Here is a 22,873-nt window from a genome sequence, read left to right as displayed (position 1 = left end):
GGGGTAGAGGGGGTACCGGGCGCGCCCGGCCGGACCGGAGGTGCGTCGACCGGACGCGGCGGCTATACGGCCATGCCGTACACGATGGTGAAGAGCGTGCCCAGCGATCCGATGATGAAGACGCCGGTCAGACCCGCGATGATGAGGCCCTTGCCCTGTTCCGCGCTGAAGGTGTCCCGCAGGGCGGTGGCGCCGATGCGCTGTTTGGCGGCACCCCAGATGGCGATGCCGAGGCAGAGCAGGATGGCGACCGCCATGACGACCTGGATCATCGTCTTCGCCTCGGTCCCCAGCGCCCCGAAGGGGCCCCAGTCCGGAGCGATCCCGCCGATGATGGTGTTGATGTCTCCCTTGTCGGCCGCAAAGAGCATGTAAGTCACCGCCCCTGGTGGGTAGTTCCGTCTCCCCTGCGTGTGCGCAGAGGTCAGGCCTCATTGTCGCCGACAATTCCGCCGTCGTATGTCGACTTGGCGTCATTGGTTGGCGGGTTTCGTACGAATGACTGTCTGGTCACTCTGTGTATCACGGCAGGTCACGCCGGGCAATGAGGCCTGAGCGGAACCTGTCGTGTGGTTCCGTCGTTAACCCCTCTTACGACCTGCGGCGCTTCTGGCACCGATGTTCTGCGGGTGAAGGCTAACCCGCAGGGCCGTAGGTATGACGAACGGGCCGCGGCAGGGGTGCCCGCGGCCCGCGTGTTGACGGAGAGTCAGCCGGTGAAGGCGGTCACTCCGCCCAGGGTGCTGGTAGGGGTACTGGGCCGGGTAGTCGCTGCTGCCGGGCGTACCTGCCAGCGCGTAGTCGGCCGCGATGATGGGGCCGGAGGCGCTGGTGCCGCCGAAGGTGTGCCGGCCGGCGGTGGCGTCGTACGAGTCGTAGACGCCGGTGGCCGGGTCGGCGACGGCGGAAACGTCCGAAATCATGCGCGAGGTGTCCTAGGAGGACTCAGAGCCGCCGTAGGAGTTGGAGACGAAATTGGCGTCCAGGGTGACGGCCTCGTTCACCGCCTTGCCCGTGTGTTGGCCATGGTGGCGAACAGCCGTTGGCGGTGGTGCAGGCCGGCAGGCCGTAGTGCGCGCGGTACTTCGCGAGGTCGGCCTCGGCGGTCAGGCCGTACGCCGGCTGGAGGTCGGAGGGGTTCGCGGCGTCGGCGGCCTTCGGGGTGATGCCGCGGGCCTTCTGGGAGGCGGTGGTGCCGTCCGTCACGCGCAGGGAATCGCAGGCGAGTTCGCCGGTCTTCTTGGGGGTGGCGCAGGGGGTCGCGGCCCAGGTGACCTTGGACGGGGGCGTCGCGTCCGCGTGGACCGCGGGGCCGGGGCCGGCGAGGACGAGGCGTCGGTGACGGCCGAGGCGGAGCCGATGCGGTGCCGTCTCACGCGTATGTGGGGGAGTCGGTACGCGAAGTGCAGCCTCCTGATGGTGGAACGGGGGTGGCGGTGCGGGTGCGTGCCGGGGGTGCGGTGCCCCCGGCGGCGGGCGTGGTCGCCTGGGTTGTAGGGGTGTGGCGAACGGGTCGCGACCCGGAGGTTGCGACCCGTTGCCGTTGTGCCGCCGAGGGGACCCCACGTCCCCCTCTGAGGGCGGCGCCCCCGTGACCCGACGGGGGACACTCGGGAGCTCTCCGTTCAGCCGGTGAAGGCGCCCAGGCCCTGCGGCGTACCCAGGCCGGTCGGGCCGTCGTAGCCCGACTTGGCGGTGCAGAAGTAGCTGGTCGAGCAGGTGCCGTTGTTGCCGGAGGTCACGTCGTTGAGGGCGGAGGTGTCCGCGTAGGGGTACTGGGCCGGGTAGTCGCTGCTGCCCGGGGTGCCCGCGAGGGCGTACACCGACGCGATGATGGGGGCGGAGGCGCTGGTACCGCCGTAGGTGTTCCAGCCCGTGCCGTCGGCGCCGTAGGAGTCGTAGACGGAGACTCCGGTGGCCGGGTCGGCGACGGCGGAGACGTCGGCGATCATGCGCTTGGTGCAGCCGGTGTCGGTCTGCCAGGTCGGCTTGGCGTCGTAGGCCGAGCAGCCCGAGCCGGTGCCCTCGGTGGAGCTGGTCTTCCAGACGGTCTCGGTCCAGCCGCGGGAGGTGGAGGAGGTCTTGAGGGCGGTGCCGCCCACCGCCGTCACGTACTTGGAGGCGGCCGGGTACTCGGCGCCGTAGCCCTCGTCGCCGGCGGAGACGGTGATGGCCACACCCGGGTGGTTGAAGTAGGAGGAGTCGTAGGAGGTGTCCGAGGAGGACTCGGAGCCGCCGTAGGAGTTGGAGACGAACTTGGCGCCCAGGGTGACGGCCTCGTTCACCGCCTTGCCCAGGTTGGCCATGCTCGACGAACTCGCCTCGACCAGCAGGATCTTGGCGTTCGGGGCGATGGCGGAGACCATGTCGAGGTCGAGGGAGATCTCACCGGCCCAGCCGCTGTCGGCGGTGGGGAGGGAGGTCGTGGAGCCGGTCTGGCTGACCTTCTTGAAGCAGCCGTTGGCGGTCGTGCACGCCGGCAGGCCGTAGTAGGAGCGGTAGGTGGCCAGGTCCGCGGCGGCGTTGGGGTCGTCGTAGGCGTCGACGATGGCGATGGTCTCGCCGGAGCCGTTGGAGGCGGACGCGGAGGTCAGGCCGTACGCCGACTGGAGGTCGGAGGGGCCGTAGCCGGTCGGGGTGGCGGAGGCGGCCTTCGGCGTGAGCGTCTTGGCGGTCACGCCCTTCAGCGCGGCCTGCTTCTCCATGTACGCGGTGGTGCCGCCGGTGACGCGCAGGGCGTGGCAGGCGGCGTAACCCTTCTCGGGGGTGGTGTCACACGCGCTCTCGTACTGCACATGGGCCTTGGCGACGGCGGTGGCGACGGCCTTGGCGCTCACGTGGTCGGGCGTGGCCGCGGTCGCGTGGACGGCGGTGCCGAGTCCGGCGAACACGAGGGCGGTGGTGGCTACGGCGGTGGAGCCGACCCGGCGCCATCTGCCGGATGTGTGGGGGGAGTGGGGAGTACGCAACGTACAGCCTCCTGGGAGTGGTTGCAGAGGCCTGCAGTGGGGGACCACCGGTGAGGTTCCCGGCGGGGGCGGCGACCCGCGTAGACCATCGCCTTGTTGAGTACGTGACAACAAGACAGGCGACGGAATCCTGACTTCCGCCTTACCGAAGGGCGTTGGGGGATTGCTGATCGATGGCGGTCGGATGGGCGGAGGATGGTCACGGCTTGACCATCTACACGCGTCGCGCACAACTCCCGGGTGCGGGACGGCGGTTCGTGGTGCCGGGTCAGCGGGGCCTGAGGCCGTACAGCAGGTGGTGGACGAGTCCCGGTACGGCGTCCATGGCGGCCTCGGTGGTGAACTTGCCGGTGATGGCGAAGGACGCGAGGCCGTGGAGGGCGGTGCCCACGACGAGGGTGAGGTGCTCGGGGTCGCCGTCGATGATCTCGCCGCGCTGCTGGGCGGCGGCGACGGCACGCTCCAGGGAGCCCACCGTGCGGTCCATCGCGGCGGTGATCTGCTCGGCGGCGTCGGGCTCGTGCTTGCGGGCGTACATCAGCTCCAGGAGCTCGGCGTTGTCGATGGCGAAGCCGAGGTAGGTCCGGGCGAGGGCGGTAAGGCGGTCCTGGAGGGGGAGCCCTTCGTCGTCGGCGGCGTCGAGGGCCTCGGCCATGCGGTCGTAGCCGACCAGGGCGAGGGCGTTGAGCAGGGCCTGCTTGTCCTTGAAGTGCCGGCCGGGGGCGGCGTGGCTGACGCCGATGTCGCGGGCGAGCTCACGCAGGGAGAGGGAGGCGGCGGTGCCCTTGTCGCGGAGGGTGCGCTCGGCGGCGGCGAGGAGGGCGGAGCGCAGGTCGCCGTGGTGGTAGGGGCGGGTCTCGGGCTTCTCGGCGGGCATGGCCGCCATGGTATCCGGATGTAGACGGCGCCAGCATTGTTGTCATTGACAGCATTGTTGGCGACGTCTACATTCAGGGTCATGGCTACGGACAAGCAGCAGAAGTGGAACGCGACCCGCCTTGCCGACCAGACCGGCCGCACGGCGGTGGTCACCGGGGCGAACAGCGGTATCGGACTCCGGGCCGCGCAGGCCCTGGCCGGGGCGGGCGCGCACGTCGTGTTCGCCGTACGGGACCCGGAGCGCGGCGAGGCGGCGGCAAGGACCGTGAACGGCAGCACGGAGGTACGGCGGCTGGATCTGGCGGACCTGTCGTCGGTGCGGGAGTTCGCGGCGGCGTGGGACCGCCCGCTGGATCTGCTGATCAACAACGCGGGCGTGATGATGGTCCCGCAGCAGCGGACGGCGGACGGCTTCGAGATGCAGTTCGGCACGAACCATCTGGGCCACTTCGCGCTGACGAACCTGCTGCTGCCGTACGTCACCGATCGGGTCGTCACGGTGTCCTCCGGCGCACACCGCTGGGGCGACCAGCGGATCCACTTCGAGGACCTGAACAGGACGTCGGCCTACGACCCGAGGGGCGTCTACGGCCAGTCGAAGCTGGCGAACCTGCTGTTCGTGCTGGAACTCCAGCGGCGGCTGACGGAGTCGGGCTCCCGGGTCCGCGCCCTCGCCGCCCACCCCGGCTACGCGGCCACGAACCTGCAGAGCCACGCGGCCAGTGCGGCGGCGCGGATGTTCATGCAGCTCGGCAACAGGTTCCTGGCGCAGGACGACACGGCGGGCGCGCTGCCCACGCTGTACGCGGCGACGCAGGACCTGCCGGGGGCGAGTTACGTGGGACCGGACGGGCTCGGGGAGATGCGGGGCGCGCCGACGCTGGTGGGCCGGAGCGCGGCCGCGAGCGACGTCGCGGTGGCCCGGCGCCTGTGGACGGCGTCGGAGGAGCTGACCGGGACGCGTTTTCCACAGGGTGTGGGGACGCGGGGCTGAGTCAGGCTCGTGGGGCTGGGTTGTTGCGCTCCGCGCTCCGGGACGTGCGCGCGGAGCGCTGGCCGGATCTCCGGCTTCACGGGGTGTGGGACGCGGGGCTGAGGCACGCCCGTGCGGCTGGGTTGCCGCGCTCGGGCTCCCGGGACGTGCGCGGTGCGCTGGCCGGCGTCTGAAGTTTCACGGGGTGTTGGGCGTGGAGCGGGGTCACGCCCGTGACACCGGCCCGCCGCGCTCCGGGACGTGCGCGCGGTGCGCTGGCCGGAGTCTCCGGTTTCACGGGGTGGCGCGGGGCTGAGTCACGTCCGTGACACCGGCCCGTCGCGCTCCGGCTCCCAGAACGCGCGTAATGCGCCGGCCAGGGCCTCCGGTGCCTCCTCGGCCATGTGGTGCCCGGAGTCGATCGGACCGCCCTCCAGCCGGGCGCCCGCCCAGTCGCGCCAGACGTCAAGGACGTCGCCGTAGAGGTCGGTCATGTCGTCCCGCGTGGCCCACAGGACCTGGAGCGGGCTGTCGATGCGTCGGCCGGTCCGCTGGTCGGCGTCGTCGTGCTCGCGGTCCACGCCGAGGCCGGCCCGGTAGTCCTCGCACATGGCGTGCACGGTGGCCGGGTCGTGAATGGCCTGCCGGTAGTCCTCGTACGCCTCGGCGCCCATCTGCTCGGGCGTGGCCGTGTACCACGCGTCGGGGTCGGCGTTGATGACGCGCTCGGCGGGCTTGGCCGTCTGGCCGAGGAAGAACCAGTGCCACCAGCTCGCGGCGAAACCGGCGTCACAGCGGCGCAGGGCCTCCCCGATGGGGATCGCGTCCAGCACGCTGACGGCGGACACGGCCTCGGGGTGGTCCAGGGCGAGGCGGGTCGCCACGTACGCGCCCCGGTCGTGCCCGACGACCGCGAACCGCTCGTGCCCGAGCCGGCGCATGACCGCGAGGCAGTCACCGGCCATGACCCGTTTGGAGTAAGGGCGGTGTTCCGGGTCGGTCGCGGGCTTGTCGGAGCGGCCGTAGCCGCGCAGATCGGGGCAGACGACGGTGTGGCCCGCCGCGGCCAGCAGCGGGGCGACACGGTGCCAGGTGGCATGCGTACGGGGATGTCCGTGCAGGAGCAGCACGGCGGGGCCGCTGCCACCGTGCCGCACGCGCAGCCGGACGCCGTCGTCGCCCTCGCATCGCGTCAGCTCGAAACCGTCGAACACACCAGCCTCCCGGGCTCGGCCGTAGAGGCTCGGCTGCCCCGGAGTGCGCGTTCCACGCGGTCGGGATCACCGCGTTATGTCTTCTATGACGGGAATGGCATATGTATGCGTCGATCATGGAATCGCGGTTGACGTTTTCTCACCTTCGTACGGAATGCTGGTTTCCGTGAAGCGCACGCCACGTCTCGCTCTCCACGCCGCCGCCGTCCTGCTCACCGTCACCTCGGCCTCCGAAGCGGCCGCCGATGACGGGGCGGGGCCCTTCGGGGTGACGGCCGTCGCCGCGGCGACCTCGCAGAACGCCCGGGTGGGGGCCCTGTTCGACGGAGCGCAGCACCACTGCACCGCCTCCGTCGTACGCAGCCCGCACCGGGACCTCATCGTCACCGCCGCGCACTGCCTCGACGACAGCGACCGCGACCTCGTGTTCGTGCCCGGATACCGGGACGGTGCGGCGCCGTACGGGAAATGGAAGGTGGCGAAGCGGTACCTGCCCGAGGGGTGGTCCAAGGGACAGGACGAGGACAGCGATGTCGCCTTCGCCACGGTCGAGGGAGACGTCCAGGACGCCGTCGGCGGGAACCGGTTCGTGACCGGCACCGCCACCGGGGCCACCGCCGTCACCGTCACCGGATACCCGTCCTCCCGTGGCGTGCCGATCAGCTGCACCAACAAGCCGACCGCGCACAGCCGTACGCAACAGCGGATCGAGTGCCCGGATTACATAGGCGGGACCAGCGGCAGTCCCTGGGTGAACGGGGACGGACAGGTCGTGGGGGTGCTGGGCGGGCACGAGGAGGGCGGGGCGACGGCCGACGTGTCGTACAGCGTGGTGCTCGGGGCGGAGGCCGCCGCGCTCTACCGCGACGCGGTCCGCTGATCTTCGCGCCGACCCCGCCGAGTACCCCGGTTTCCTTCGGGGAAGCTCCTAGACTGGCGCGGGCGGACTCCCAGTGGGCGAGGGGCGGTTGACGGTGCGTAAGGCGTGGCTGGTTGCGGGCGCCGTGTTCGGGGCGGGGCTCAGCTTCGTGATGCTGCTCGTCGTGGGGGTCTACGTCGTCGCGGGCAACCTCGCGGGCGGGGCGGGCGGAGCCGGCAGAGCCCTGGCCAAGGGCGCGGTTCCGGCCGCCTATCAGGCCCTCGTGCAGAAGTGGGGCAACCTCTGCCCCGCCATCAACCCGGCCCTGCTCGCCGCCCAGCTCTACCAGGAGAGCGGATTCAACCCGAAGGCCCAGAGCGCCGCGGCGGCGCAGGGAATAGCGCAGTTCATTCCCGGGACCTGGGCCACGCACGGTGTCGACGGTGACGGTGACGGCGACAAGGACGTCTGGGATCCCAATGACGCGATTCCCTCGGCGGCCTCCTACGACTGCTCGCTCGCGTCCTATGTGAAGGACGTCCCGGGAGACATCACCGCGAACATGCTCGCCTCCTACAACGCGGGCGCCTACGCGGTCATCAAGTACGGGGGCGTGCCGCCGTACAAGGAAACCCAGAACTACGTGAAGACCATCACGACCCTGGAGGAGAGCTTCGCGGCGCCCACGACCCGCGTCGATCCCTCCGAGCAGGCCGCCGGCGCCATCTACTACGCGCAGAAGAAGCTCGGGACGCCTTATCTGTGGGGCGGGACCGGCACCGCCGAGCAGGGCGGGCGCTTCGACTGCTCGGGGCTGACGCAGGCCTCGTACGAGAGCGTGGGCATCACGCTGCCGCGCGTCGCGAACGACCAGTACAACGCCGGCCCGCATCCGGCCAGAAGTGAACTGCTGCCGGGGGACCTGGTGTTCTTCTCCACGGACCTCACCAACTCGCGCGCCATCCACCATGTGGGGATTTATGTGGGCGGCGGATACATGATCGACGCACCGAGAACGGGTGCTGTGATCCGGTTCGACCCGATCGACACATCTGAGTACTTCGGTGCCACCCGGGTCACTGAAGATGGCGCGAAAGCGTTGCCCACGACGGTGTGACGGAACGTGAAACCCACCCCCTGAGCTGCGGCGATGTGTCTCTCTTCGATAACGTCTGCGTGATCATTCAGTGGAGTGTGGAACGTATTAACGGGAGCCGTGCGTTCCTGGGGGCGTAGCCGAGCGCACATGGGTACGCCGGGAAAGACGACGAAGGGGCCGCAGCATCATGGCTGTTCTCGCCGAATCCGGGTCGAACCCCGACGTCGACCTGCTCTACGACATCAACGGCCTGGCCAAGGACGCCCCGCACTGGTTCGACCGGGTCATGGAGTACGTCGGGGAGTACGGCATCCTGCTCGGGATGGTGCTGCTCGTCCTGTGGTGCTGGTGGGTGGGCCGCCGACGCGGGGGTGAGGACGCGGCCTCCTCCGTGGCCGCGCTGGTGTGGGCGCCCCTCGCCGCCGCGCTGGCCGTGCTGGTCAACGTGCCCATAAGGGGGTTCGTCGAGCGGCCCCGGCCGTTCCGGACCCATGAGGGGCTCGATGTCCTGGTCTCCGGGAAGACCGACTACTCCTTCGTGAGCGACCACGCGACCATCACCATGGCGATGGCGGTCGCGTTGTTCGTGGCCAACCGGAGGTTCGGGCTCGCCGGCATCGCGCTGGCACTGCTCGAAGGGTTCTGCCGGGTGTACATGGGTGTGCACTACCCGACGGACGTCATCGGCGGGTTCGCACTCGGGACGGCTGTGGCCCTGCTGTTGTCGCCGCTCGCGATGGCTCTGCTCACGCCTTTGATGAAGGCCGTCGAGAGGTCCTCGAAAGGTGCGTGGCTCGTTCGCGCGCGAGACGGTGGGCAGGGAGCCTCGGTGATCCCCGGGGCCCGGCAGGACGCTGCGGCCTCCGAGAGGGACCTCGCCGCGTAGCGCACGACGCCCGCACGCCTACAGCGACTGCGGGTACGTGAAGAACCCCTGCGGGTCGTACTGCTTCTTCACCTTGGCCAGCTTTGTCGCCGCGTCGCCGTAGTACGCCTTCCGCCAGTCCTTCAGCGTCGGGTCCGTGTAGTTCTGGTAGGCCGCTCCCGAGGCGTACGGCTTCATCGCTTCGTGGGCGCCCGTCAGCCAGGCCTGGGCCGTCGTGCCCGTCGTGCCCGCCTTCCAGGACGCTATGTACTGGGCCAGCATGCGCGAGCGGCGGTGGACGAAAGCCGTGGCCGTGGGGGAGACGCGGTTGACCGCCCCGCCGAGGGCCGTGAGGGCGATGCTGCCCGAGCCGCCCCGGACCGACGCGATCTGCCGCAGCAGGGTCTGGATGCCGGCCGCCGAGATCGAGCGGTCGAAGAAGTCCGAGCGGGCCGCGTAGGTCTCCCGGCCGAGGGCGCCGTGCGGGTCGCGGTTCGGGGTGGGGCCGGGCAGGTGGCACCTGGCGTCCGTGGCGAAGGACGAGCAGCCCGCGTACGCCTCCATCGCGCTCTCGTAGGAGTGCCGGCGCAGGGTCACGCTGCGGGCCGGTGCGCCGACCCGGTCGGCCAGTCGGTCGAGCGCGTTCTGGAGCTCGCCGTAGGTGCCCATGGAGAACGCCGCGACCGCCACGGAGGGCGAGCCGCCGTTCTCCAGGTGGCAGGAGGACCAGATCTCGTCGGGCTGGCCGGGACCCCACTCCTGCCATGCGCGCACCACGGCGGCGGCCCTGGACCACGGCCAGGTCACGTACGCGGTCACGCCCTGCGGGGCCGGGTGGGTCTTGAAGTGCAGTTCGGTCACCACACCGAAGTTGCCGTTGCCCGCGCCGCGCAGGGCCCAGAAGAGGTCCTTGTCGGTGAAGGCGTCGGCGGTCACTTCCTTGCCGTCGGCCGTGATCAGGGTCGCCCGGGTGAGGCTGTCGCAGGTGAGGCCGTAGGCCCGGGAGGCCACGCCGTGACCGCCGCCCAGTGTCAGGCCGGAGACGCCGACGGTGGGGCAGGAGCCGCCCGGGATCGTCACGCCCTTCGCGGTGAGGGCCCGGTAGACGTCGATCAGCTTGGCGCCGGCGCCGACCACGGCGGTGCCGCCCGAGGCGCGGACGCGGTTCAGCTCGGAGACATCGATGATCAGCCGGCTGTTTCCCGAGGACCAGCCGGCGTAGGAGTGGCCGCCGTTGCGGATCGCCACCCGGACACCGTGGGCGCGGGCGTAGGCCAGCGTGGTGCGGATGTCGTCCGCGTGGGCCACGTACGCCACCGCCGCGGGCTTCAGCGAGTCGAAACGGGTGTTGTAAAGCTGGTGGGCCGTCGCCCAGTCGGCGTCGCCGGGGCGGACCAGGGTGCCTTCCAGGCCGCGGGCGAGGGCCGCCCAGCTCGCGGAGGCGGTGGGCGTACGGGAGGATATAGACCTGCCGACCGCGCTCTGCGCGGCGTCGGCGCTGCCTCCGCCGTCGCACGCGGTCGTGGCCACCGCCGTGATCGCGGCCGCGCCGGCCCCGATGAACGTACGCCGTTCCATGTGTCCGTGCCTTTCGTCGGCCTCGTCGGCTTCCGTGGAACGAGACGAGGCAGAGGGGGTGAGGGTTCCCTGGAGGGTTCCGGAATCACACTGTGCCCTCGACGTAAGCGTTCCGTGACCTCACCGCACCTTTCGCAGGGGTTCACCCGCCGTTCACTTCCGGCCATAGGCGCCTTCACCTGATCTGCCTAATTTCGGCCTTACGCGATGCGTGGTGTGCCTCGAATGCGCATCCGTATCACCCAGACTTCGCGCACGCCGCCGGATTCAGGACGGCGGCTCCCGGAAGGAACTCAAGTGAAGCTTCAGCGCAAGAACCGGCGGGCCCTCGCCTTCGGTGCTCTCGCCGTCTCCGGCGCCCTGGCCCTCACGGCGTGCGGCTCCGACGACACGAGCAGCGGCGGCGACGCCAGCGGCTCGGCGACCGCCAACGCCAGCAGCATCAAGTGTGACGACGCCAAGGGTCAGCTGCTCGCCGACGGCTCTTCCGCGCAGAAGAACGCGATCGACGCCTGGGTCAAGCAGTTCACGCAGGCCTGTGGCGTGCAGATCAACTACAAGGGCGGCGGCTCCGGCGCCGGTGTGACCGCGTTCAACAACGGCCAGGTCGCCTTCGCCGGTTCCGACTCCGCGCTGAAGCCCGAAGAGGTCACGGCCTCCAAGAAGGTCTGCTCCGGCGGCCAGGGCATCGACCTCCCGATGGTCGGCGGCCCGATCGCCCTCGGCATCAACATCTCCGGTGTCGACAAGCTGACGCTGGACGCGCCGACCATCGCCAAGATCTTCAACGCCAAGATCACCAAGTGGAACGACCCGGCGATCGCCAAGCTGAACCCGGGCGTGAAGCTGCCCGACCTGAAGATCCAGGCGTTCCACCGCTCGGACGACTCCGGCACCACGGACAACTTCACCAAGTACCTGATCGCCACCGCCAAGAGCGACTGGCCCTACGAGCACGGCAAGACCTGGGTGGCCAAGGGCGGCCAGTCCGCCGCGCAGTCCTCCGGTGTCGCCCAGCAGGTGAAGCAGACCAACGGCGCCATCGGCTACTTCGAGCTCTCCTACGCCAAGGACGGCATCACGCCGGTCAGCATCGACACCGGCGCCTCCGCCGCGGTCCCGCCCACCGTCGAGAACGCCACCAAGGCCATCGCGGACGCCAAGGTCATCGGCACCGGCTCCGACCTGGCGCTGGAGCTCAACTACGGGACCAAGGCCGACGGTGCCTACCCGATGGTCCTCGTCACGTACGAGATCGTCTGCGACAAGGGCAACAAGGCCGACACCCTGGCCGCCACCAAGGCGTTCCTGCGCTACACCGCCTCCGAGGACGGCCAGAAGGTCCTCGCGGACAACGACTACGCCCCCATCCCCGACGACATCATCGCCAAGGTCCGCACCACCATCGAGGGCCTGAGCTGACCTGAGTGTGTGGTCCGGCCCGGGACCCGCTTTCGAGGGTTCCGGGCCGGACCGCACCGTCCGGTGCACCGCCGCCAGGAGCCGCGCCACGCGTGCGGCTCAGCAGACCGGAGAACCCGATGGACACCACACAGATAACAGACGCACCTCCCCCCACCCCCCAGCCGACCGAGGCCGAGCAGAAGCGCGCGGCCCGTGGCGCCACCCGGCCCGGTGACCGGATCTTCCTCGGTCTGTCCCGAGGGTCGGGCATCCTGCTGCTGGTGATCATGGCCGCCATCGCCGGCTTCCTCACCTACCGCGCCTCGATCGCGATCAGCAAGGACGACGCCAACTTCTTCACCGCCTTCGAGTGGAACACCCAGCTCGACCCGCCGAAGTTCGGCATCGCGGTCCTCGTCTTCGGCACGATCGTCTCCTCGATCATCGCCATGGCCATCGCGGTCCCGATCGCGGTCGCCATCGCGCTGTTCCTCACGCACTACGCTCCGCGCCGACTGCGCGGCCCGATCGCGTACGTGATCGACCTGCTGGCCGCCGTGCCGTCCATCGTCTACGGCCTGTGGGGGGCCCTGATCCTCGTCCCGCACATGAACGGCCTCTACGGCTGGCTCGACGACTACCTCGGCTGGACCGGCATCTTCTCCTGGCAGGGCGGCGCGCCCCGCTCGATGCTCACCGTCGGCATCCTGCTCGCGATCATGATCCTGCCGATCATCACCAACGTGAGCCGCGAGGTCTTCCGCCAGGTCCCGCAGATGCACGAGGAGGCGGCCCTCGCCCTCGGTGCCACCCGCTGGGAGGTCATCCGCATGGCGGTGATCCCCTTCGGCCGCTCCGGTGTGATCTCCGCCTCGATGCTCGGCCTCGGCCGCGCGCTCGGCGAGACGATGGCCGTGGCCACGGTGCTCTCGCCGACCTTCGACATCCAGGCCAGCCTGCTCGACCCGGGCGGCGGCACCTTCGCCCAGAACATCGCCAGCAAGTTCGGTGAGGCCAGCGAGACGGGCCGGGACGCGCTGATCGCCTCCGGTCTGGTCCTGTTCGTCATCACCCTGCTGGTGAACGGCGCGGCTCGCATGATCATCGCCCGCCGCAAGGAGTACTCGGGGGCCAACGCATGAGCACCGCAATCGCCGAGAAGCGCCCCAGCACCCTGCGCGGCGCCAGCCTCCCCAAGTGGACCCCGTACGCCATCGCCGCCGGCTCCGTCGCCCTCGGCCTCGGCATCAGCGCGGCCGCCGGCCTGGACAGCAGCATCCAGTGGGCCCTGATGGCCGCGATCCTGTTCGTCCTCGGGACGTACGTCATCGCCGCCCGCGTGGAGGGCCGCCGTCAGGCCAAGGACCGGGTCGCGACCTCGCTGGTCTGGGTCGCCTTCCTGCTCGCCGTCATCCCGCTGGTCTCCCTGGTGTGGTCGACGGTCTCGCGGGGCGTGAAGGTCCTCGACTTCTACTTCCTGTCCCACTCGATGGGCCTGGTCTCCGACTCCGAGCCGGGCGGCGGTATCTACCACGCCATCCTCGGCAGCCTGGAGCAGGTCGGTCTCGCCACCGTGATCGCGGCGCCGATCGGTGTGCTCACCGCCGTCTACCTGGTGGAGTACGGACGCGGCAAGCTCGCCAAGGCCGTCACCTTCTTCGTCGACGTCATGACGGGCATCCCGTCCATCGTCGCGGGTCTGTTCATCCTCTCGATCATGCTGATGTTCGACATGCAGCCCTTCGGCTTCGCCGGCTCGCTCGCCCTGGCGATCCTGATGATGCCGGTCGTCGTCCGCTCCACGGAGGAGATGCTCAAGCTCGTCCCGAACGAGCTGCGCGAGGCGTCCCTGGCGCTGGGCATCCCGAAGTGGCGGACGATCCTGAAGGTGGTCCTGCCGACCTCCCTCGGCGGCATCACCACGGGCATCATGCTGGCGATCGCCCGTATCGCGGGTGAGACCGCGCCGGTGCTGCTCCTGGTCTGGGGCAACTCGCTCATCAACGCCAACCCCTTCGAGGGTGCGCAGCAGTCGCTTCCGCTGTACATCTATCAGCAGTACGCGAACAGCGCGGGCGCCGGTGCGGCGTACGACCGTGCGTGGGCGGCGTCCCTGACGCTGATCGCCTTCGTGATGATCCTCAACCTGGTGGCTCGCGGCATCGCCCGCTGGAAGGCCCCGAAGACCGGTCGCTAAGGCGACAATTTCCGGCTCCGCCGGGCGGGGCCACACAGCGACCGAGATCTGGAAGTGAAGTAGTAATGGCCAAGCGAATCGACGTCAGTGGGCTCACCGCCTACTACGGCTCCCACAAGGCGATCGAAGACATCTCGATGACGGTCGAGCCCCGCTCGGTGACGGCCTTCATCGGCCCCTCCGGCTGCGGCAAGTCGACGTTCCTGCGCACGCTCAACCGGATGCACGAGGTCACCTCGGGCGGCCGGGTCGAGGGCAAGGTGCTCCTCGACGACGAGGACCTGTACGGCCAGGGCATCGACCCGGTGTCCGTGCGCCGCGAGGTCGGCATGGTCTTCCAGCGCCCGAACCCGTTCCCCACGATGTCGATCTTCGACAACGTGGCGGCGGGCCTGCGCCTGAACGGCTCGTACAAGAAGAGCGAACTGTCGGACGTCGTCGAGAAGTCCCTCAAGGGCGCGAACCTCTGGAACGAGGTCAAGGACCGTCTGAACAAGCCGGGTTCGGGTCTGTCCGGTGGTCAGCAGCAGCGTCTGTGCATCGCGCGGGCGATCGCGGTGGAGCCCAAGGTCCTGCTCATGGACGAGCCCTGCTCGGCCCTGGACCCGATCTCCACGCTCGCCATCGAGGACCTGATCGGTGAGCTGAAGGAGCGCTTCACGATCGTCATCGTGACGCACAACATGCAGCAGGCGGCGCGTGTCTCCGACCGTACGGCCTTCTTCAACCTTGCGGCCGTCGGGCAGCCCGGCAGGCTGATCGAGATCGACGAGACGGAGCGGATCTTCTCCAACCCGTCGGTCCAGGCCACGGAGGACTACATCTCCGGCCGCTTCGGCTAGGCCGTACCCAAGCCCCTCGCGGTGCTGCATGGCGGTGCCACCGCGAGGACACAGAGGGCCCGCTCCCGGATTCCGGGGGCGGGCCCGTTGTCTTACGGTGCGCGGTTCCTACAGGAAGAGCAGGTTCACGATCCCGTAGGCGCAGGCGGCCACGATCGCCGCGGCCGGCATGGTGATGAACCAGCCGAGGACGATGTTCTTGGCGACGCCCCAACGGACCGCGTTGACGCGCTTGGTGGCGCCGACGCCCATGATCGCCGAGGTGATGACGTGGGTCGTCGATACCGGCGCCTTGAACAGGTACGCGGTGGTGAACATGATCGCCGCACCGGTCGTCTCGGCGGCGAAGCCCTGCGGCGGATCGAGCTCGATGATCTTCCGGCCCAGGGTGCGCATGATGCGCCAGCCGCCCGCGTACGTGCCCAGCGACAGCATCACCGCGCAGACGATCTTCACCCAGACCGGGATCGGGTCGTTGTACGTCTCGTGGCCGGCGATCACCAGGGCCATCACCACGACACCCATGGTCTTCTGGGCGTCCTGGAGGCCGTGACCGAGGGCCATGCCGGCCGCGGACACGGTCTGCGCGATCCGGAAACCCCGCTTCGCCTTGTGCGGATTGGCCCGCCGGAAGATCCACATGATCGCGGTCATCACCAGGTAACCGACGATCAGACCGACGACCGGCGAGATGAACATCGGGATGACGACCTTGTCGAGCACCCCGCTCCAGATCACCTCGGTGCCGCCCGCCAGCGCGGCTCCCACCATGCCACCGAACAGCGCGTGCGAGGACGAGGAGGGCAGTCCGAAGTACCAGGTGACGAGGTTCCACACGATCGCGCCGACCAGTGCCGAGAAGAGGATGCCCATCCCCTTCGAGCCCTGCGGCGTCCCGATCAGGCCCTCGCTGACGGTCTTGGCGACCCCGGAGCCCAGAAAGGCTCCTGCCAGGTTCATGACCGCCGCCATGGCCAGCGCGGCCCGGGGGGTCAGGGCCCGCGTCGACACCGAGGTCGCGATCGCGTTCGCCGAGTCGTGGAAGCCGTTGGTGTACGTGAAGAAGAGCGCGACCAGGATGGTCACGACCAGAGCGAAGGTGTCCATAAAAGAGTTCAGGACTCCTTGACGGCGATGGTCTCCACCGTGTTCGCCACGTGCTCGAACGCGTCCGCGGCCTCTTCGAGGACGTCCACGATCTGCTTGAGCTTGAGGACCTCGATGGCCTCGTACTTGCCGTTGAACAGCATGGCGAGCAGCTTGCGGTGGATCTGGTCGGCCTGGTTCTCCAGCCGGTTGACCTCGATCCAGTACTCGGTGAGGTTGTCCATGGTCCGCAGGTTCGGCATCGCCTCGGCCGTGAGCTCGGCGGCCCGCGCGAGCACCTCGATCTGCTGCTCGACGCCCTTGGGGAGTTCCTCGACGTTGTAGAGGACGACCAGGTCGACGGCCTCCTCCATGAAGTCCATGATGTCGTCGAGGGAGGACGCCAGGTTGTAGATGTCCTCGCGGTCGAACGGCGTGATGAACGAGGAGTTCAGCTGGTGGAAGATCGCGTGGGTGGCGTCGTCACCGGCGTGTTCAGCGGCCCGCATACGCTCTGCGATCTCGGCCCGGGCGGAGGCGTCCGCGCCGAGCAGTTCCATGAGGAGCTTCGAGCCCGTGACGATGTTGTCCGCGGAGGCGGCGAACATGTCGTAGAAGCTCGTCTCCCTGGGGGTCAGACGAAAGCGCACAAGGGGTCCTCGGGGTGCATCGGTTTCGGTCAGGCTGATGCTAGGTGCATCATCCGGCCACGGCTAATGGGCCGTCCCCCAGTGTCGCCCATCGGGCACAGTGGTTGGCACGGGGGCCGTCCGCAGGCCCTATACCCGGGAAACTTCGGTACGATATACCCAGGAGGGGTATGTGATTCCCTCAGGGTGTGGCCGTGATGTGGAGGACGCGATGACGACGACCGAGGCCGGCGCCACGGCGCCATCCGAGACAGTGGCGGAAAACAGCCCCCACGAGACCCACGAGCCCACCGCGCACGGCTACCACAAGCAGAAGGCCGAACACCTCAAGCGCCTGCGCCGGATCGAGGGTCAGATCCGGGGCCTGCAGCGCATGGTGGACGAGGACGTCTACTGCATCGACATACTCACGCAGGTGTCCGCCTCCACCAAGGCGCTGCAGTCCTTCGCCCTGCAGCTCCTGGAGGAACACCTGCGGCACTGCGTCGCCGACGCTGCCGTCAAGGGCGGCACCGAGATCGACGCGAAGGTCGAGGAGGCGACGAAGGCGATCGGCCGCCTGCTGCGGACCTGATCCGGCCTTCCCCGCGACGGGACGGGCGCCCCCGGCTCACTCGCCGGGGGCGCCCGCGCGTTCTTCGGCCACCTTCAGCACCTCGTCGATGCTCGCCAGGCTGAGCCGGTCGTCCGCGGCCGACGCCGCGATGATCAGCTCCCCGCACAGTTCGATCTCGGCGAGGGCCACGTGGTCCTGAACCGCCGTACCGCCGACCGGAGCCACGCGCATCACCTCTTCTCTGCCGTTACCGAATTCCTAGAGTAGGGAGCGGCCTACACACCGCGCATGGCACGGACGGGCTAGTTCTTGACACCCGTCACGGCTGCTCACTCCTCGGCGATCTTGCCCGCGTAGATGTCCCGGGCAGCCGGCAGCCGTACGTCCGTGGCGACCCCGAAGTCGTACAGCAGCGTCGTCGAGGCGACCGCGACGGTGCCCTGCCGCCGGCCGTTGACGAAGCTGAAACGGTGGCGCACCTTGCGGATGCGGCCCTGGTCGTCGAGGTAGACGTCGAAGGGCACCGAGGCCGTGGCGAACCCTTTCGCCGCCGCTGCCAGGACACCCCGGTTGGCGATCGAGGCGCCCTTCGCCGCGACGGCGAGATCGGCCGTGCCGCGGTAGTGCCGCACCTCGGTCCCCGCGAGCTCGGTCGCGCCCACGTACGTCGCCGTCCTGGTCCCGCGCAGCACCTCGGCGGCGGCGAGCGGATCGGTGGCGCCGCCGGTGACGAGGTTGCCGTCGGAGAGGGACGCGGTGTCGACGCGCACCCACTTGTCGGCGGGGACGCCCGCGCCCCGGTTCTTCATGAACAGGGCGCCGGGGGCGAGGAGTTCGGTGATCGGCCGGTGCTCGCTGGTGCCGGCCGGGTCCTGCGGCAGCAGCACCTTCAGCCGGCCGAGCCGCTCGCGGTAGTCGTACACGCCGTCGCCGCGGATGGTGACCAGGGTGCCGCCGGTGGCCATCTCCATCGATGTGCTCGCCTTCGAACTGCCCGCGTTCACCAGGGTGTCGGCGGCCCGGCGCAGGGTTTTGACCGGGTCGGCCGCGCCGGCGTCGTCCACGGTGGCGCCGCTGCCCGCGCAACTGGTGGCGCAGGCACAGGCCATGAACACCGCCGCGACGACGACCGACCCGCCGGCCCGCCTCTGCTGCCGCTCCGCCATCGCCGTCTACCCCCAGCCGGTACGTCCGCCACGGACCACCTGTCGCTTCGGATAACGACCGGTAGGAGGGGTCGTCACGCGCACCGTCCGTTTACCCGGCATGGGTAACGTTGTCAGCGTGGCGCAGCAGGACAGGACCCCCGCACCCCCATCCGAAGGACCGGCCCATCACACGCAGATGGTCGAGCAGGGCCGCTTCTGCCTGGCCCGGTGCACGTGCGGCTGGCGCGGACCGGCGCGCAGAGCCCGCAGCCAGGCGCGGGCGGACGCGGAGGGGCACGCGGTCGGAGGCTAGAGCGGCAGCAGCTCGTCGATCAGGGTGCGGTCGCGGTACTGCGTCAGGCGGCTGCGGGCCGCGGCGGGGGAGAGCCACAGGATGCGGTCCACCTCCTCGTTCGGGGTGAAGTGGCCTCCGTTTGCCTCCGCCGCCCAGTAACGGACCCGCTTGGGACGGCCGTTGGCCACGTAGCGGACGGTGGACAGCTCGGTTCCGGGCTCGGCCGTGTAGCCCGTCTCCTCCTCGACCTCGCGCAGCGCGGCTGCGAGGTCGTCCTCCTCGCGCTTCAACTTGCCCTTGGGATGCGACCAGTCATCGTATTTGGGCCTGTGGACCAGGCAGATCTCAAGGTCGCCGTCGATCGGTGAGCGACGCCACAGGACGCAGCCCGCTGCCTGGACGACGGGGTCGTCGTTGTCGCCGGGACGGGTCATGTGCTCACCGCCTGCTTCTGCCAGCACTGCTGGAACGCGAACCGGGCCGCCTCCACCTCGTGGCGCTGGTCGGCGTGCAGGACACCGAGGGCGTAGGCGGTGGCCGGGGCGATGCGGGGGGTGCGGGCCGCCGAGGCCGCCGCTGCCGCCGCCTCCGAGGCGTCCCGGTGCCGGTCCAGGCACTGGCCCGCCGTCAGGAGCCGTACGTCCACCGAGGAGGTCAGGACCTCGCGCGCGTAGCGGTGCAGGCGCAGGAGGAGGCGGACCTGGTGCCAGGGGGCGTCCTGGGGGTGGGGGGAGGGGTCCGGGGAGAGACCGTGGATGAGGGCCTCGGCGTTGTAGGGGTGGCCCGCGGTGACCAGGGGGAGGGCGGTCACCGCGTCTTCGAGGCGTTCCCGGGCCGCGGTGGCCATGGGGTGGAGGTCGGTGGTGACGGCCTTCTGCACCAGGGGGACTTCGCTGGCCAGTACGGCGATGTTGTCGGCCACCGCGTGGAACCGGCTGGAGCCCAGGGCCTGGAGGGCGGTGCTGTGGGCCCGGGTGCGGGCGAGGGTGAGCTGGCGGTCCAGGAGGGCGCCTGCCTTGGCGGCGCCCACGGTCAGGTTGCCTCGGTCCGGGGCGGGTGCCGGGGCCGTGCCGACGGGTGCCGCCCCGACGGCACGACCGCCCGCGGCCACGTCGGCGGTGCGTGGAGGTGCCGGGAACACCGCCCCCGACAGCCTGTGCAGCGCCAGCAACAGCCGTTCAAGGCGGGAGTCGTAGGCGTGCTCCATGCCCAGGGTTCCGGACAGCCAGGCCAGTTCGGGGCGCAGGGACTCCGACCAGTCGGGGTCGAGGAGGGGGCGGAAGGTGTGGAGGCTGGCGCTGATGCGGCGGACCGAGCGGCGCAGGGCCCGGGCCGCGTCGGCCGGGTCCTCCGCGCCCGCCGCCGTACCGCCGGACTCGCGGTGCATGCGCAGGGCGCGGAGGAACTCCGTGGCTTGGGACCGCAGGTAGCCCGCGAGGGCGTCCCCGGTGGGGGCCTCCCCCGCTCTAACGGAGTCGAGAGCAGGGGACGGCCCGGCGCGCCCGGCCAGGGGATCCCTCGGTTCAAGGTGTTGCTGTGCCACGCCGGCGCCTCCGGGCGTCTATGAGCATCTCCTGGACGTTGCGCAGGGGTTGGCCGTCCGCATCCATGGCGTGCCGGGTCCATTCGCCGTCCGGGCCGAGGTGCCAGGACGCGGTGGTGTCGGACATGCCGGTCTCCAACAGCCGGTTCAGGGCCGCCCGGTGGGCCGGGTCGGTGACCCGGACCAGTGCCTCTATCCGGCGGTCGAGGTTGCGGTGCATCATGTCGGCGCTGCCGATCCACACCTCGGGTTCACCGCCGTTGCCGAAGCCGAAGACCCGGGAGTGTTCGAGGAACCGGCCGAGGATCGAGCGGACCCGGATGTTCTCGGACATGCCGGTGACGCCCGGGCGGATCGCGCAGATGCCGCGCACCCAGACGTCGACCGGAACGCCCGCCTGGGAGGCGCGGTAGAGCGAGTCGATGAGCGCCTCGTCCACCATGGAGTTGACCTTGATGCGGATGAAGGCCGGACGTCCTGCGCGGTGGTGCTGGACTTCCTTGTTCACGCGGGCGATGAGGCCGTCGCGAAGGGACTTGGGGGCCACCAGGAGGCGGCGGTAGGTCTCGCGACGGGAGTAGCCGGACAGCCGGTTGAACAGGTCGGACAGGTCCGCGCCCACCTGCGGGTCGGCGGTCAGCAGGCCGAGGTCCTCGTACAGCCGGGCCGTCTTCGGGTGGTAGTTGCCGGTGCCGACGTGGCTGTACCGCCGTAGCACGTCGCCTTCCTGACGGACCACCAGGGACAGCTTGCAGTGGGTCTTCAGGCCGACGAGGCCGTAGACGACATGGCAGCCCGCCTCCTCCAGCTTGCGCGCCCACTTGATGTTGGCGTGCTCGTCGAAGCGGGCCTTGATCTCGACCAGGACGAGGACCTGCTTGCCGGCCTCGGCGGCGTCGATGAGGGCGTCGACGATGGGGGAGTCGCCCGACGTGCGGTACAGGGTCTGCTTGATGGCGAGGACGTCGTCGTCCTCGGCCGCCTGCTGGAGGAAGGCCTGCACGGACGTCGAGAAGCTGTCGTAGGGGTGGTGCAGCAGCACGTCCCGGACCCGCAGGGCGGCGAAGATGTCGGGCGAGGACGCCGACTCGACCTCGGCCAGGTCGCGGTGGACGCCGGCGACGAACTTGCGGTACTTCAGCTCGGGGCGGTCGAGGCCGGCGATCCGGAAGAGGCCCGTGAGGTCCAGGGGACCGGGCAGGGGGTAGACCTCCGCCTCGGAGATCTTCAGCTCGCGCACCAGCAGGTCGAGCACCTCGCGGTCGATGGACTCCTCGACCTCCAGACGCACCGGGGGACCGAAGCGGCGCCGCATGAGCTCCCGCTCCAGGGCCTGGAGGAGGTTCTCGGCGTCGTCCTCCTCGACCTCCAGGTCCTCGTTGCGGGTGACCCGGAAGGTGTGGTGCTCCAGGACCTCCATGCCCGGGAACAGCTCCTCCAAGTGGGCGCCGATGACGTCCTCGATGGGGACGTAGCGGCCGGGGGAGGACTCCAGGAAGCGGGACAGCAGCGGCGGGACCTTGACCCGGGCGAAGTGGCGGTTGCCGTTGACCGGGTTGCGCACGATCACGGCCAGGTTCAGCGAGAGGCCCGAGATGTACGGGAAGGGGTGGGCCGGGTCGACCGCGAGGGGAGTCAGGACCGGGAAGATCTGGTGCCGGAACAGGGTGAAGAGGCGGGCCTGTTCCTTCTCCTGGAGTTCGTTCCAGCGGACCAGGTGGATGCCGTCCTCCGCGAGCGCGGGGGCGACGTCCTCGTGGTAGCAGGCGGCGTGCCGGGCCATCAGCTCGCGGGAGCGGGCCCAGATCATCTCCAGCACCTCGCGAGGCTGGAGGCCGGAGGCGGAGCGGGTGGCGACGCCGGTGGCGATACGGCGCTTCAGTCCGGCCACCCGGACCATGAAGAACTCGTCCAGGTTGCTGGCGAAGATCGCGAGGAAGTTGGCGCGCTCCAGCAGGGGTGTATTCGGGTCCTCGGCGAGTTCGAGAACCCGTTCGTTGAACGCGAGCCAGCTGCGCTCCCGGTCGAGGAAACGACCCTGCGGGAGCTGGAGGGCACCGTCGACCGGGATCTCCTCGTACGCGTCGAGGTCGGCGTCGAGGTCGGGTTCGAGATCGGAGACGGTGGCCGACACGGTGTGCGGGCGGTGCGCGGCTATGGAGCCCACGGAGGGCTGCACGTGCTGGATCTCTGCCTGGGTGTTCGACTGGCTCATGACCCCATTCTTCCGCGCCAGGAGCGAAACGGGCGCGTCGGAGGCAGCGAGCGGGAGCACGGCGGCGACCGGGGCGTCCCCGTTCCCCGCGGATCCGTCGGGCGGCGGCGAAGGCTCTGGCACGGCGGGCTTCATTCGGTGAGCCTCGCAAGCCTGTCTGAACCGATGGTTACGGCGACATGGCGTTCGGGATATCGGGGGACGGCTCCCGGACGTCTGCGTGGGGGGCGGGGGGCCTCGCGCGGGTGGTTCGGGGGTGCGGTGGCGGAGGCGGTGCCGGTCTCCGGTGGGGTGGGAATGTGGATGCGCTGGGGCCGTTCGGCCCTCGCTGATGGCCTGGGGTGGGTGGTTCGGGCGTCGGGCGGGGGCGGGGGTGTGGGTGTCAGGTGGGGGTCGGGGGGTGAGGGCGATGCCGGTCTCGGTGCCGGGGGTGTGGGCGCGGGGCCGCCGGTCCCGCGGTCCGCGGTGGGTGGTGTGGTGCGGGTGGTTGTAAGGGGGTGT

General features: G+C 70.0%; 21 protein-coding genes and 1 pseudogene. 9 read left to right on the top strand and 13 right to left on the bottom strand.

The features are described from left to right. Window positions 1-62 precede the first annotated feature (62 nt). From ABZT06_RS24530 to ABZT06_RS24515, 4 genes and pseudogenes are all read right to left on the bottom strand, one after another. The gene (locus tag ABZT06_RS24530) at window positions 63-371 is read right to left on the bottom strand and encodes a hypothetical protein (protein ID WP_007383036.1); all 309 of its coding nucleotides are present in this window, start codon (window positions 369-371) and stop codon (window positions 63-65) included. 372 nt (window positions 372-743) lie between these two features. Further along, window positions 744-1,212: pseudogene (locus ABZT06_RS24525) on the bottom strand (hypothetical protein); the annotation flags it as partial. 413 nt (window positions 1,213-1,625) lie between these two features. Then, window positions 1,626-2,969 (bottom strand): S53 family peptidase, encoded by a 1,344-nt coding sequence (locus tag ABZT06_RS24520; RefSeq protein WP_355744608.1) that lies wholly within the window; start codon window positions 2,967-2,969, stop codon window positions 1,626-1,628. Window positions 2,970-3,237: 268 nt separating this feature from the next. Continuing rightward, entirely contained in the window at window positions 3,238-3,855 is a 618-nt protein-coding gene (locus ABZT06_RS24515) for a TetR/AcrR family transcriptional regulator (RefSeq protein ID WP_355744605.1), read from the bottom strand. Between the two features lie 72 nt (window positions 3,856-3,927). Between ABZT06_RS24515 and ABZT06_RS24510 the strand changes: the two genes are divergently transcribed. After that, window positions 3,928-4,842, top strand: a complete 915-nt coding sequence (locus ABZT06_RS24510) for an oxidoreductase (RefSeq protein ID WP_355744602.1) — start codon at window positions 3,928-3,930, stop codon at window positions 4,840-4,842. Between the two features lie 296 nt (window positions 4,843-5,138). Here the strand turns inward: ABZT06_RS24510 and ABZT06_RS24505 are convergent, their stop codons facing one another. Continuing rightward, on the bottom strand, window positions 5,139-6,035 hold the full coding sequence (locus tag ABZT06_RS24505; RefSeq protein WP_355744599.1) for an alpha/beta hydrolase: 897 nt from the start codon (window positions 6,033-6,035) through the stop codon (window positions 5,139-5,141). A gap of 154 nt (window positions 6,036-6,189) precedes the next feature. On the opposite strand from ABZT06_RS24505, the gene ABZT06_RS24500 reads away from it, so the two are divergent. The 3 genes from ABZT06_RS24500 (at window position 6,190) to ABZT06_RS24490 (ending at window position 8,879) form a co-directional block, all read left to right on the top strand. Then, the gene (locus ABZT06_RS24500) at window positions 6,190-6,915 is read left to right on the top strand and encodes a trypsin-like peptidase domain-containing protein (RefSeq protein ID WP_355744596.1); all 726 of its coding nucleotides are present in this window, start codon (window positions 6,190-6,192) and stop codon (window positions 6,913-6,915) included. 88 nt (window positions 6,916-7,003) lie between these two features. After that, the gene (locus ABZT06_RS24495) at window positions 7,004-8,011 is read left to right on the top strand and encodes a bifunctional lytic transglycosylase/C40 family peptidase (RefSeq protein WP_355744593.1); all 1,008 of its coding nucleotides are present in this window, start codon (window positions 7,004-7,006) and stop codon (window positions 8,009-8,011) included. 169 nt (window positions 8,012-8,180) lie between these two features. Continuing rightward, window positions 8,181-8,879 (top strand): phosphatase PAP2 family protein, encoded by a 699-nt coding sequence (locus tag ABZT06_RS24490; RefSeq protein ID WP_355744590.1) that lies wholly within the window; start codon window positions 8,181-8,183, stop codon window positions 8,877-8,879. An 18-nt stretch (window positions 8,880-8,897) separates the two neighbouring features. Here the strand turns inward: ABZT06_RS24490 and ABZT06_RS24485 are convergent, their stop codons facing one another. Continuing rightward, window positions 8,898-10,436 carry an FAD-binding oxidoreductase gene (locus tag ABZT06_RS24485; RefSeq protein WP_355744587.1) on the bottom strand — a complete coding sequence of 513 codons (1,539 nt, stop codon included), beginning with the start codon at window positions 10,434-10,436 and terminating at the stop codon, window positions 8,898-8,900. Between the two features lie 297 nt (window positions 10,437-10,733). Between ABZT06_RS24485 and pstS the strand changes: the two genes are divergently transcribed. The 4 genes from pstS (at window position 10,734) to pstB (ending at window position 14,879) form a co-directional block, all read left to right on the top strand. Next, a complete protein-coding gene (pstS, locus tag ABZT06_RS24480) occupies window positions 10,734-11,858 on the top strand; it encodes a phosphate ABC transporter substrate-binding protein PstS (RefSeq protein WP_355744584.1) in 1,125 nt (374 codons plus the stop codon). A gap of 119 nt (window positions 11,859-11,977) precedes the next feature. Beyond that, window positions 11,978-12,982, top strand: coding sequence for a phosphate ABC transporter permease subunit PstC (gene pstC / locus ABZT06_RS24475; protein ID WP_355744581.1), 1,005 nt, complete (start codon window positions 11,978-11,980; stop codon window positions 12,980-12,982). Further along, window positions 12,979-14,037 (top strand): phosphate ABC transporter permease PstA, encoded by a 1,059-nt coding sequence (gene pstA / locus ABZT06_RS24470; RefSeq protein WP_355744578.1) that lies wholly within the window; start codon window positions 12,979-12,981, stop codon window positions 14,035-14,037. Before pstC ends, pstA begins: the two co-directional genes overlap by 4 nt. A 65-nt stretch (window positions 14,038-14,102) precedes the next feature. Further along, on the top strand, window positions 14,103-14,879 hold the full coding sequence (gene pstB / locus ABZT06_RS24465; protein ID WP_355744575.1) for a phosphate ABC transporter ATP-binding protein PstB: 777 nt from the start codon (window positions 14,103-14,105) through the stop codon (window positions 14,877-14,879). Window positions 14,880-14,987: 108 nt separating this feature from the next. Here pstB and ABZT06_RS24460 read toward each other — a convergent pair whose 3' ends face one another. Beyond that, on the bottom strand, window positions 14,988-15,986 hold the full coding sequence (locus ABZT06_RS24460; protein WP_355744572.1) for an inorganic phosphate transporter: 999 nt from the start codon (window positions 15,984-15,986) through the stop codon (window positions 14,988-14,990). A gap of 8 nt (window positions 15,987-15,994) precedes the next feature. Then, window positions 15,995-16,615, bottom strand: a complete 621-nt coding sequence (locus ABZT06_RS24455) for a DUF47 family protein (protein ID WP_045555910.1) — start codon at window positions 16,613-16,615, stop codon at window positions 15,995-15,997. 211 nt (window positions 16,616-16,826) lie between these two features. Between ABZT06_RS24455 and ABZT06_RS24450 the strand changes: the two genes are divergently transcribed. Beyond that, on the top strand, window positions 16,827-17,189 hold the full coding sequence (locus ABZT06_RS24450; protein WP_355744568.1) for a metal-sensitive transcriptional regulator: 363 nt from the start codon (window positions 16,827-16,829) through the stop codon (window positions 17,187-17,189). Window positions 17,190-17,225: 36 nt separating this feature from the next. On the opposite strand, the gene ABZT06_RS24445 is transcribed toward ABZT06_RS24450, so the two are convergent. From ABZT06_RS24445 to ABZT06_RS24425, 5 genes are all read right to left on the bottom strand, one after another. After that, window positions 17,226-17,402, bottom strand: coding sequence for a hypothetical protein (locus tag ABZT06_RS24445; protein ID WP_355744565.1), 177 nt, complete (start codon window positions 17,400-17,402; stop codon window positions 17,226-17,228). A gap of 98 nt (window positions 17,403-17,500) precedes the next feature. After that, entirely contained in the window at window positions 17,501-18,337 is an 837-nt protein-coding gene (locus tag ABZT06_RS24440) for a hypothetical protein (protein ID WP_355744562.1), read from the bottom strand. Between the two features lie 291 nt (window positions 18,338-18,628). After that, entirely contained in the window at window positions 18,629-19,048 is a 420-nt protein-coding gene (locus ABZT06_RS24435) for an NUDIX hydrolase (protein WP_355744559.1), read from the bottom strand. After that, on the bottom strand, window positions 19,045-20,157 hold the full coding sequence (locus ABZT06_RS24430; RefSeq protein WP_355744556.1) for a CHAD domain-containing protein: 1,113 nt from the start codon (window positions 20,155-20,157) through the stop codon (window positions 19,045-19,047). Before ABZT06_RS24430 ends, ABZT06_RS24435 begins: the two co-directional genes overlap by 4 nt. Next, complete coding sequence (locus ABZT06_RS24425; protein WP_355744553.1) at window positions 20,138-22,372, bottom strand: RNA degradosome polyphosphate kinase; 2,235 nt, start codon at window positions 22,370-22,372, stop codon at window positions 20,138-20,140. The genes ABZT06_RS24430 and ABZT06_RS24425 overlap by 20 nt, the downstream gene beginning before the upstream one ends. Window positions 22,373-22,873 lie beyond the last annotated feature (501 nt).

The sequence above is a fragment of the Streptomyces sp. NPDC005483 genome, from assembly GCF_040606035.1.
Taxonomy (GTDB): Bacteria; Actinomycetota; Actinomycetes; order Streptomycetales; family Streptomycetaceae; genus Streptomyces.
The sequence above is the reverse complement of the archived record's forward strand: the minus strand, read 5'-3'. Positions and strand labels throughout refer to the sequence as shown.